We start from the raw sequence: 11,968 nt of genomic DNA, 5'->3' as shown, positions 1-11,968 counted from the left end.
AACCGCGAGTTCCCCCTCTCCGGCGGACAGAGCGCGCTGCACCTCTTCGCGGCCTTCCTCCGCCAGGCGAGCCGCGTCTACCCGGTTTCCGCACTCCCTCCCCCGGCCGGCCCGCCCCCCCCGGCCGGAGTGGTCGCCCCCCCGGCGGAGACGGCCCCTCCCGCCCCTTCCGACTGAAGATTTTCACTTCCCCTCCGGTTTCTCGCGCTTGTTATCTCCGCGGAATCGCTGTACAATCGGTCTCATGATCGGGCAGGGCGCCATGCAGATCGTCGCGGAGAGAAAGGTCAGGGATTTTTTCACCCTGAAGACCTACTCCGGCGTCTACACCCTCGAGCACCTCGCCCCCGAGACCATCATCAAATCCTACATCTACACGCCCGACTCCAAGGAGACCATGTCCACCATCCTGCGGGAGCTGAAGAAAGCCCCCGGGACCGACCGGAAACCCTGCATCGTCAGCGGCGACCGGGGGATGGGCAAGTCCCACACCATGCGGGTGCTGCGGGAGGTCCTCAAGACGCCCGCCCTGATTTCACTGATCGAGGACCCCTTCCTGCGCCGGGAGATGGCCGCGCTGGCCGGGAAGAAGTTCCTGGTGGTGGACATTAACTGTCTCCCGCTGACGGACGACAGCCTCAAGGCGATGTTCTACCAGGCCTTCGAGGCGGCGCTCCGCGAGTACGGCGCCCCGGAACTCCCGCCCATCGAGAACTGGCTGGACCTCGAGGACTCCGACGACCAGCTGCGCTTCATCCGGGATTTCATCCCGTCCGGGTTCGAGCTGGCGATCTTCCTGGACGACATCGCCGAGAAGCTCATCGCGTACAAGAACGCCACCCGGATCATCGGTGACATCGAGTTCCTCCTGACGCTGGCGCTCTCCACCGGCATCTACCCCATTTTCCTGGTGGCCGCCTTCTTCGAGCACCTCCTGACCCCCCCCGATTTCACCACCCGGTACAAGGACATCCACGCGAAGATCGTCGAGTACCGGCTCACCACCGCCTTCCTGATCCGGCGCATCTCCAAGGCCCACCTGATCGACCTGATCAGCGGGCACATCCTGGTCAAGTCGGTGCAGCAAAAACTCGAACTCGAAAAGCTGCACCACTACTTCAAGGAAACGGTGCCGTTCTTCTCCACGTCGATGGACCAGTTCGTGGAGCTTTACCCCATCCACCCGTCGGTTTTTCACATCAGCTTCTTCCTGCACCGCTACATCCGGAATTTCTCCCTCCTCTCCTTTGTCTACTCCACCGCCAACCGGCTGCTGGGATACCGTTGCACGGCCATGGCGACGCCCGACACCATTTTCGACCTGCTCTACCACGAGGCGAAGAAGGTGCCGGACCTGCGCATCGCCGTGGAGTCCTACGAGACCATCAACCAGCAGGTCATCTCCAGCCTGCCCATGTCCGACAAGATCCCGGCCCGAATGCTGCTGAAGGCCGTCTTCCTCTTCAGCATCACCGAGGAGTTCAAACCCACCCCCGAGACCCTGATCTGCTCGCTGCTCCTGTCCGATTTCCAGGGGAAGCCCGTCACACGGGAGTCCGTGGTCCAGATGCTGGAGAAGTTCGAGGAGCAGGCCCCGCAGTGCATCCGGAAATCCGTGACGACCGAGGGGGACGAGTATCACCTCGTCAACATCGAACACGCTTCCATCGATTTCATCATCAACGAGATCCGCTCCCAGGAAGCCGGGTTCGAGGACCGGCTGCAGCGCGCGCTCTTCGCTTCCTTCTTCAAGAGGGTCCCGGAGATCGCCGTCGCGAAGGAGCAGATGGCCCAACCCATCCACGACGACGCCCTGAAGGTGTCCTGGCGCGGGACGTCGCACCGGGGGGTCCTGTCCTGGACCCCGAAGGCGCTCAACGTCCTCGTGGGCTCGAAGACCCTCCGGGACTACCCCCAGTTCCGGGATTTCGTCTCGCCCGAGGCGAACCTCGCCGAGCTTCGCGGCCGGGACGTCTCCATGGGGAAGACCCCCGACTGGCAGATCTCCGTCTTCTCCCTCGTCAACGACCCGATCTCGGCCGAGGCCGTCAGCGAGCTGGCCCACCGCTACCCCACCCACATGATGTGGGTGCCCGGCCCGCTCGGCAACGACGAGCGGGAAAAACTCGAGATGGCCGCCATCCTTCTGTCCGACGACTACCGGGTCAAGTTCTTCGACATCCAGGACGAGTACCAGCGCCGGCGGGAGGCGGCCGAGGCGGAAATCCACAAGCTCTTCACCGACAAATACCTGCGGGAAGGGAGCCTCCTCATCCTGGGAAAGAGCACCCCCGTGGAAGCGCTGGCCGGCGAGGCGGGCGGTTTCATGTCGGTGATCGGTTCCGCGGCCCGGGACTGCCTGGACCGCGTCTTCCCCGAGCACCCCGTTTTCCCCCTCGAGATCCCCGAGGACCTCGACCCGTCGGACTGCATCAACTTCATCCTGTCGGGGGCGACCCAGGACCCGGCGAAGGGGCGCGCCGTCGGACAACTCCTCCAGTCGCTGTCCCTGGCGGTCCCGAGTGAGGACCGGTGGGTGGTGGACCCTCTCAACGAGAAATTCGGTGACTCGCCCGCCGTGGCGGACTTCCTGGCCCTCGTGTCCGGGCACCCCGCCGAACCGGTTCCCCTCAACGCCGTCTACGACGTTTTCGCCGACTCCCCCCTCGGCCTGGAGAAGCCGGTGGTGGACCACATTTTCCTGGCGCTGGTTTCGGCCGGCCGCATCAAGCTCTTCGACCGGGAGCGGCCCGAGTCCCACATCCTGCACCGGAACAGCCTGACCCCGGAGACCGACCTCGCCTTCTACGACGCGGTCCAGGCCATGGCGGAAGAGTCGCTCCCGCTCCCCGAACTGCTGCGGTGGGGGTACGTTCTCTGCAAGGCCCAGATGGAGACGGGGAACCTCTCGCAGAACCGGCGGCTCCTCAAGAGCCTGCTGGCGGAGTGGATGGACTTCCAGCAGGCCAACCCCCTCGAGAAGAGCATCCTCGACCTCCCCATCGAACTCCAGACCACGTTCCTCTGGAAAGAGCTCCAGTCCACACGCCGGAGCGCCGCCGCCATCCAGGCCTGCGTCACCAAGGTCCTGGAGCAGCAGTGCAGCCTCGAGGACGGCCTGATGCAGATGGCCCAGACCTTCTCGAACTCCCTCCCGGCCTTCGAGACCATCCTGGAGGAGATCGAGAACGTCGGCGAGTTCATGGGGTGGGCAAAGACCTTCGTCAAGGCGAAGAATTACGTCATGGCGTCGGAGAAGACGGGGGACCCCCACGTCGAAAACCTGCGCTGTGAGCTGTTCACCCACTTCGAGCGACCGTCGAGGCTGCTCCAGAAGGACCGTCGGGAGCACTTCCAGACGGTGTTCGAGAACTTCAGGAAGGGGTATTCCGCTTACTACGTCGCCCAGCACGACGCCCAGCGCGGGGCCCTGCAGACCGGAGGGGCCCTCGATCAGCTGCTGAAGTCCGGCTGGTGGGCCAACCTGCCGGTCCTGGCCAAGCTCGACTTCGTGGAGCGCTTCTCCCCCCGGGTCCTCAACCTGCTTCTGGACCGCCTGACCGAGCGTGAGTGCCGCCTGAACGTGTCCCGGGAGCTGGAGGCCATGCCCTGTTGCGACTGCGGTTTTCACCTGGGCTCGTCGAACAACGTCGACGCCCTCGCCCGGCGCATCGTCGAGCAGGCGGAACGTTACCGGCAGTCCCAGCTCGAGTTCCTCTCGAACTTCAAGAAGATCATCATCCGGGAACTCCAGAAGGTCCCCTCCATCGACGACGAGACGGCGCGACAGGTGGTCTCCCTCGTGAACGGGAACCTGGACAGCCCGGTCTCCTTCAACGCGGTCAAGCTGATCAACTTCATCATGCGGCGGAAGCCCGTCAGCTTCCGCGCGCTGCCGAAGCACCGGGAAGCCTCCGGGAGGGTGTACCGGAAAGACACGTTGGAACCGCACCTCGTCGAACTGCTGAAGCGGGTGCAGGAGACCCGGGACAACGTCTTCCTGCTGCTCGAGGACGGCGAGGAGACCTCGCCCTCCAACACGTCCACCACGTCAACCTTCACCCAGCCCATCCAGGTCCCTCCCCTCCCCGACGCCTGAGCGCGGGAAAGAGCCGACACCGTGGCGAAGCCGGTCCCGGTCCGGCGGCGGGGCCCGTTTCGGGGACCGCTCGCGGGCGGACGGGGACAGTTCAGCGCGGGAGGGATCCGCTGAAGGAGACGTCGCCCCGGGTGAGGACGGTCGCGTACGACGCTGTGCCGAGAACGTCGATGCCCCCCGGAGAGGTCAGGGCGGAGGCCTGCCGGCCCCAGGGAATGGACGCGGGGAACGGGGCCGTGAGGGAGGCGGTCCCCCCCCGCGCCAGGTCGAGCCCCGGGCCGGCCGGCGTGAAGGTGAAGTCCCCCCTCGCGACGCCGGCCTCGACGAAAACGAGGTGGAAGCGTCTCACCGTCACGGGGAGCGGCCCCCGGTTGACGACGGTGAGACGGAGGGCGTCCCGGCGGGCGGGGTCAGCTTCCACGCGGACCTTCACCCCCCGGGAGACCTGGAGGTACAGGGCCAGCCAACCGGCGACCCCGGCGGCCAGGAGGGCCATGAGGCCGAAAAGCGCCCACTTCCGGCCCATCCGGGTCGATTTGCCGTTCAGCCAGCGGTCGCGCCTGGTTTGCATCGTTCCGCCAATAAAAAAACCGGGCCGAAACCCGGTTTTCGTGATTTCATTCGGAGCAGCTTGCTATCTTCCCCGCTTGCGGGCCGCCGGCTTGGGCTTGGCGGCCGGTTTGGCCTTGGCCGCGGGCTTGGCGGCCGGCTTTTCCTCGACTTCGGGGGTGGCTTCCACCTTCTTGGGTTTCTCCGGCGGGGGCGGTTTGTAAACGCCCTTCTTGATCTTGTCCGGGGGAACGTCGCTGGCGCACCGGAAGCCCTGACCCTGGAGGTTGCCGCCCTCGAAGGGGGAGCGGGCGGCCATCCACCAGACGGCGCCCGGGATGGCGTAGGACGCGCCCTTGACGGTGTAGTAGGACCCGCCGAACGCGCTGTCGAGCACCTTGCAGCCGTCGTACTTGTCGTAGCGGCTCGTCGTCCACTCGAAGACGTTCCCCAGCATGTCCATCGCGCCGTAGGGGCTGACGTCGCCCGCCGACAGGCCGACCTCGACCGGGCCGTTGGACTCGCCGGAGCTTTCCTGGGTGTGGGCCTTCCCGTTCTCCCACGTGTCACCCCAAGGGTAACGCAGGTTCTTCTGGGACTTGGCGTCCCAGGAAGAGGCCTTCTCCCACTCGTCCTGGTTGGGGAGGCGCTTGCCGGACCACTTGGCGTACTCGATGGCGTCCTGCAGCGAAACCCCCAGGACGGGCATCAGGGGGTTGTTGCTCTCCTGGTAGTAATCCATCCAGTTCCCGCGGGCGCGGTACCCGGTGGCCTTGCAGAAATCCATGAACTGCCGGTTGGTGACCTCGTACTTGTCGATCCAGAATTCCTTCACGGTCACCTGGTGAACCGGGGAGGAGAACTGGGTCACCTTGTCTTCGGAAGGCCCGCCGATCTTGCAGGGCCCCGCCGGAATGCGGATCATCTCTTCGAGGTTCAGGGGGCGGTTGGTGCAGGGCTTGCGCACGGGGACCTTCTGGGCGGATCCCGTGTCGGCCTGCTTGTCCTTATCGGCATCGGCCGCTTTTTCCGCACCCCCGCAGCCGACGGGAAGCAGCAGGAGCGCGAGGGCCAGCCCTGCCGGCAACAGCACGCGAGACCATTTGTTCATAAGTCCTCCAGAAGCGGATGTCATTTTTGCCGAGCCAATCAGCGAAACGGCGGTCAAGCGCGTATTATAGAACAGCCGATTTTCAGGGAGCAACACTTTTCTCGACGAAAACGCTTTCGCCGTGCCGGAACCAGGCGGCGCAGGTCCCCTCGGAGGACACCATGCAGGCGCCCACCGGGGATTCCGGCCGGCAGGCCGAACCGAAAAGGGGACACTCCGGCGGGTCGATGACCCCCCGGAGAACGTCGCCGCAGCGGCAGCCGGGAGGCTCCACCGGCGGCCCCGGGTCGACGGGGAGGCGCGCGGCGGCGTCGAAGGCGGCCCAGCGGTCGCGGAAGGCGTAGGCGCTCCGGGGCATGGTGCCGAAACCGCGCCAGGTGTCGTCCACGACGGCGAAAACCTCGTCGAGGAGGCGAAGGGCCTCCCGGTTTCCTCCCGGGCGGACCACCCGCGAATACTCGTTTTCCACCCGGGGCGAGCCCTCGACAATCTGCCGGAGCAGCATCTCCACGCCCCGCAGGATGTCGAGGGGCTCGAAACCCGCCACCACGCAGGCCTTGCCGTGGGTTTCCGCCAGGAAGCGGTACGGTTCGGTCCCGATGATGGTGCTGACGTGGGCGGGGCAGAGGAACCCGTCCACCCGGAGGTCGGGCGCGGCGGCGAGGAGGCGCATCGCGGGCGGGATGAGCTTGTGCCCGGCAAGGACAAGGTAGTTCGAGACCCCCTCCGCCTCCGCCTGCCGTACCGAGGCCGCCACCGTGGGGGAGGTGGTCTCGAACCCGATGCCGAGGAAGACGACCCGGCGCCCGGGGTTCTCCCGGGCGAGCCGGACCGCGTCCAGGGTGGAGGTCACCACGCGGACGTCGGCCCCCGAGGCGCGGGCGCCCGCCAGGGACTCGCGGCTTCCCGGGACCCGGACCATGTCCCCGAAGGTGGCGAGGGTCACGCCGGGCAGCCGGGCCATCGCCAGGGCGCGGTCGAGGTAGCCCACCCCGGTCACGCAGACCGGGCAGCCGGGCCCGGAGACCAGGCGGACCTCCGGGGGCAGGAGCCGCCGCAACCCGAACCGGTGGATGGCCATGGTGTGGGAGCCGCAGACTTCCATGAGGGTGACCCGGCGTCCCCCCAGCGGGATGGCGCGGATCCTCCGCACCAGGTTCTCGGTGTCGGGCCGGTTGCGAAACTCGGTCAGGTATTTCATACCAAAACCTCCAAAGGAACAGGGTGAGCACCGTCGCCCTCCGGCGTACCGTCGCCCTCCGGGCGACGGCTGGAACAAGCGCCGGGCACCCGGTGCGCGGGACAGAGCCCCGCGCTACACCGAACCATCCTACCACAGACCCCGCCGGAGCGGGTGCGGGAATCCCGCCGGAGCAGGTGCGGGAATCCCGCCCTGGCGGTTGAAGACCTTGCCGGAGGAAGATCGGGGGAGGCGTTTGCAACCGCCAAGCGTTCCGAAAGGGGCTCGCCGCCACGTTGACGATACCGCGACAACCCGAAAAACGAACGGGGAAGTGTTTGCAGCACCTTTGCTTGAGCCGTCGCCCGGAGCGGGAGGGCGCTTTTTCCGGGGATGTCGGCGTTGACATCCGCCGGGCCTCGTACGATAATTGCAAGGTTACGCTTTCGGCAGGGGGGGCGTGACCGCCTGTCCGGCGGGCCGCGGCCCCCGGCCGGCGCCGGGGAGTGGGGGGAAGTCCGGGCCGGACCGGTTCACCCTGAACCCCCCGGGCCCCGACGTCCATCCAATCCGTTTCGTTCGACGACCTTTTCGGAGGACTCAATGAGCTATCTGCTCGGGATCGATATCGGCGCGGTGAGCGTCAAGGCCGCCGTGCTCGGGCCGGAGAGCGCCCGGGAGAAGATGCGCGCCGTGGCCGCCGGTGACCCGCTGTTCCATTTCGTGGACGGCGGGGAGTCGGGCCGGCCGGGCCTACCGCCCATCCTGCTGACGTCCTACACCCGCATCAAGGGCCAGCCGATGCGCGCCGCCCTGGACCTGCTGCACAGCGTCCGCCGGCACGTCCCCCTCGAATCCGTCGCCGGGGTCCAGGCCACGGGGACGGGGGGGCGGCTCCTCGCCCACGTCCTGGGGCTCCACGAGGCCAACGAGTTCAAGGCCATCGCCCGGGGCGTCCAGGAACTTTACCCCGACGTCCGGACGGTCTTCGAGATGGGGGGCGAGAAGTCGAAGTACATCCTTTTGGAGGCGGACGCCCGCTCCGGCGCCCTGGGGATCGCCGACTACGAGGCGAGCGGCGACTGCGCCGCCGGCACCGGCTCCTTCCTGGACCAGCAGGCCAAACGGCTCCTCTTCGAGATCGAGGACGTGGGCCGCATCACCGAGGATGCGGAGAAGAGCGCCCGCATCGCGGGGCGCTGCTCGGTCTTCGCCAAGTCCGACATGATCCACGCCCAGCAGAAAGGGTACCAGCCCGCGGAGATCCTGCGGGGGCTCTGCGAGGCTGTGGCGCGGAACTTCAAGTCGTCCATCACCAAGGGGCGGGACATCGTCCCGCGGGTGGCCTTCATTGGCGGCGTGGCCTTCAACTCCGGCGTCGTCCGCGCCATGGAGGAGGCGTTCGAGCTGAAGCGGGGCGAGCTGTTCACCCCGGGCTACGGCTGCTGGCTGGGCGCCCTCGGGGCTGCCTTCCTGGAGCGGGAGAGCGCCGTCCGGTCGAGTGTCGCTTCCCTGGACGCCCTGGAGAAACACCTCGGCAAGACCGCCCACGACTTCCCCACCACCGCGCCCCTGGACATGGACAAGGTGGTGCTCCTGCGCGAGCGCATCCCCCCCTACGCCTTCGAGGGCAAGACCCTCCCGGTGAACGCCTTCCTGGGGATCGACATCGGGTCCGTCAGCACCAACCTGGTGGTCCTGGACGCCGCGGGCGACGTGATCCGGGAAATCTACCTCCGCACCCAGGCCCGTCCCATCGAGGTGGTGAACGAGGGGCTGGAGATGATCCGATCCGAGCTGGCGGAGAAGATCGTCATCCGGGGCGTGGGCACCACCGGCTCGGGGCGGGAGCTCATCGGCATGCTGGTGGGCGCCGACATGGTGGTGGACGAGATCACCGCCCACAAGACCGGCGCCGGCTACATCGGCGAGAAGCTCCTGGGCCTGAAGGTGGACACCATCTTCGAGATCGGCGGCCAGGACTCCAAGTACATCCGCCTCCAGGACGGCATCGTCACCGACTTCGCCATGAACGAGGCCTGCGCCGCCGGCACCGGCTCCTTCCTGGAGGAGCGCGCCGAGGAGCTGGGGATCTCCATCAAGGGGGAGTTCTCCGAAACCGCGCTCAGAAGCAGGGCGCCGATCCGGCTGGGCGAGCGCTGCACCGTCTTCATGGAGCAGGACGTCAACGCCTACCTGCAGAAGGGCGCCCGCCTGGAGGACGTGGTGGCCGGCCTGGCCTACTCCATCGGGTTCAACTACATCAACCGGGTGATCCTGGGCCGGCCCATCGGGGACGTGATCTTCTTCCAGGGCGGGACGGCCTACAACGACTCCGTGGCGGCCGCCTTCTCCAAGATCCTGGACAAGCGCATCATCATCCCCCCCTTCAACGGCGTCATGGGCGCCGTGGGCGCCGCGCTCCTGGTCCGCGAGAAGATCGAGTGCACGGGGGAGCGGACCCTTTTCCGGGGATTCAACCTGGGCGACGTGGACTACACCCTGAAGGAATTCACCTGCAAGGGGTGCACCAACTTCTGCAGCATCCAGGAGTTTCGCGTGGAGGAGGAAAAGGTCTACTGGGGCGACAAGTGCTCGGACCGCTTCCGCAAGCGGGCCAAGGTGGACCGCCGCCCCGTCATCGAGGACCTCTTCAGCCTGCGGGCGAAGTGGCTGCTCGGAGACTGCGCGGAGCCCTCGGGGAAAAAGCCGGTTGTCGGCATCCCGCGGGCCCTGTACACCTTCGACCGGTTCCCGCTCTGGAGCACCTTCTTCCGGGAACTCGGCTACGACGTGCTCCTCTCCCCCCAGACCAACCGGAAGATCGCCCTGGACGGGGAACAGGCCACGGTGTCCGAGCCCTGCTTCCCCATCAAGGTGGCCCACGGCCACGTCAAGTACCTGGTGGACGAGAACGTGGACCTGATCTTCGTTCCCAACGTCATCGACGCGGAGTCCCCTTTCCAGCGACCGGCCAGCTTCATGTGCCCCTGGGGGCAGACCCTCCCCTACGTGGTCAAGGCCGCCCCCTGGTTCCAGCCCTACGAGCGGCGCTTCCTGATGCCCACCATTCACTTCCGCTCGGGGCCGGAAGGCGTCAAGAAGGAACTGGTGGAGTACCTCCGCAACTTCGCCCTCCCGGCGAAGAAGAAGGCTATCGAGAAGGCGTTCGACAAGGGGTACGAGGCCCAGATGCGCTTTTACGAGAAGGTCCGGCAGGCGGGGCGCGAAGCCCTGGAAAAACTCGAGGCCAGCGGCGAACTGGGCGTGGTCCTGGTGGGGCGGCCCTACAACATCTACGACGCGGGCGTGAACCTGGACGTGGGGAAGAAGCTGCGGGACTTCTACGGGGTGAACGTCATCCCCATCGACTTCCTCGCGGTGGACGAGGTGGACATCTCGGACATCAACGACAACATGTTCTGGAACTACGGGCGGAAGATCATCGCCGCCGGCAAGATCGCCTTCGAGAAACCCTGCCTGCACATCATCTACATCACGAACTTCAAGTGCGGGCCCGACTCCTACGTCAAGCACTTCATCGGCCGGGCGTCCGGGAAGCCTTTCCTGGTCCTCCAGTTCGACGCCCACAGCAACGACGCCGGCGTCATGACCCGCTGCGAAGCCTACCTCGACAGCAAAGGAGTACTTCGGTGGTGGAGCAAGAAAAAAACCAGCTGACCCCGCCCCGCCAGGACAGCCTGCTGGGGAAGACCCTCTGGGTCCCCCGCATGAGCTACGGCGGGGCAAAGACCTTCGCCGCGGCGTTCCGCGCCATCGGCGTCCAGGCGCGGGAGTGCCCCGACGGCGACAGCCGCGCCATGGAACTGGGCGGGAAGTACACCTCGGGCGAGGAGTGCTACCCGGAGAAGATCACCCTGGGCACCTTCCTGCGGCTGGCCGACGAGCCGGGCTTCGACCGGTCGAAGAACGCCTTCTTCATGCCCACCGCGGGCGGCCCGTGCCGCTACGGCCAGTACGCGCCCCTGCTGCGGAAGATCCTGTCGGACATCGGCCTGGGCGACATCCAGGTCTTCGCCCCCACCAGCGAGAACGGCTACCGCGAGGTGGGCGGCAACGCCGGGGAGTTGATGCGCACGGCGTGGTGGGCCCTGGTCTGCTCGGACCTCCTGCGCAAGTTCCTCCACAAGACCCGCGCTTACGCCCTCCGGCCCGCGGACGCCGACGCCGCCCACGAGGACAGTCTGGGCGACGTCTGCACCGTCCTCGAGAAGCCGGGGATGAAGGCGAAGGACAAGCTCCGCGAGCTGTCGAAGGCCATGGAGCGTTCCCGGGACCGCTTCCGGGCCGTGGGCGCCGACTACCGGGAGCCCCGCCCCCTCATCGGCGTGGTGGGGGAGATCTTCTGCCGCCTCAACACCTACAGCAACGAGCACCTCGTCCGGCGCATCGAGGCGCAGGGGGGCGAGGGGTGGCTCTCCGACATCACCGAGTGGGTCTGGTACACCAACTTCGAGACCTTCAAGCGGATCCGGCGGAAGGGGAAGCGCTTCTCCCTGGAGATGCTGGGGTCCATCGTCAAGAACAAGATCCAGCGCCGGGACGAGCACATCATCCTGGAAACGGTGCTCAAGGACATCGAGGGGTACGAGGAGCCCCACGACATCCGGGAAGTCCTCGACTATTCCCTGCCCTACCTGCCCCACTGGGGCGCGCTGGGCGAGATGACCCTCAGCGCCGGCAAGGCCGTCTACCTCTTCGAGAAGGGCGCCGACGGCATCATCGACATCAGCCCCTTCACCTGCATGAACGGCATCACCTGCGAGGCGGTCTACCCGAAAATCGTCGAGGACCACGACGGCATCCCCATCAAGAACTTCTACTTCGACGGCACCCGCAAGGACATCGACACGGCGGTGGGCATCTTCATCGAGCTGGCCCGCACTTACGGCCGCCGAAAGAAGAAGCCCCGCCGCCTCCCCTGGTACTTCCACAAGTAAGGGGTGGCGCAAGCTTCAGCTTGCGCGGGAATATCCAGGCATGCCGACCCCGTGAGCAGCCGGAGCAG

Annotated in this window: 6 protein-coding genes; 3 read left to right on the top strand and 3 right to left on the bottom strand. The window is 66.6% G+C overall.

Annotated features, from left to right (window positions below; all coding sequences use genetic code 11):
* The first annotated feature begins 262 nt into the window (after positions 1–262).
* On the top strand, positions 263–4,099 hold the full coding sequence (locus KA419_18025; GenBank protein MBP7867832.1) for a hypothetical protein: 3,837 nt from the start codon (positions 263–265) through the stop codon (positions 4,097–4,099).
* Positions 4,100–4,190: 91 nt separating this feature from the next.
* Here the strand turns inward: KA419_18025 and KA419_18020 are convergent, their stop codons facing one another.
* From KA419_18020 to hypD, 3 genes are all read right to left on the bottom strand, one after another.
* A complete protein-coding gene (locus KA419_18020; protein ID MBP7867831.1) occupies positions 4,191–4,670 on the bottom strand; it encodes a hypothetical protein in 480 nt (159 codons plus the stop codon).
* A 63-nt stretch (positions 4,671–4,733) separates the two neighbouring features.
* Positions 4,734–5,759, bottom strand: coding sequence for an SUMF1/EgtB/PvdO family nonheme iron enzyme (locus KA419_18015; protein MBP7867830.1), 1,026 nt, complete (start codon positions 5,757–5,759; stop codon positions 4,734–4,736).
* A gap of 82 nt (positions 5,760–5,841) precedes the next feature.
* Entirely contained in the window at positions 5,842–6,960 is a 1,119-nt protein-coding gene (gene hypD / locus KA419_18010; protein MBP7867829.1) for a hydrogenase formation protein HypD, read from the bottom strand.
* 582 nt (positions 6,961–7,542) lie between these two features.
* On the opposite strand from hypD, the gene KA419_18005 reads away from it, so the two are divergent.
* Both KA419_18005 and KA419_18000 read left to right on the top strand, forming a co-directional pair.
* Complete coding sequence (locus tag KA419_18005; GenBank protein ID MBP7867828.1) at positions 7,543–10,620, top strand: hypothetical protein; 3,078 nt, start codon at positions 7,543–7,545, stop codon at positions 10,618–10,620.
* Positions 10,596–11,900 carry a hypothetical protein gene (locus tag KA419_18000; protein MBP7867827.1) on the top strand — a complete coding sequence of 435 codons (1,305 nt, stop codon included), beginning with the start codon at positions 10,596–10,598 and terminating at the stop codon, positions 11,898–11,900. The genes KA419_18005 and KA419_18000 overlap by 25 nt, the downstream gene beginning before the upstream one ends.
* Positions 11,901–11,968: the final 68 nt, after the last annotated feature.

This window comes from Acidobacteriota bacterium, from assembly GCA_018001935.1.
Lineage (GTDB): Bacteria > Acidobacteriota > JAAYUB01 > JAAYUB01 > JAAYUB01 > JAGNHB01.
The sequence above is the reverse complement of the archived record's forward strand: the minus strand, read 5'-3'. Positions and strand labels throughout refer to the sequence as shown.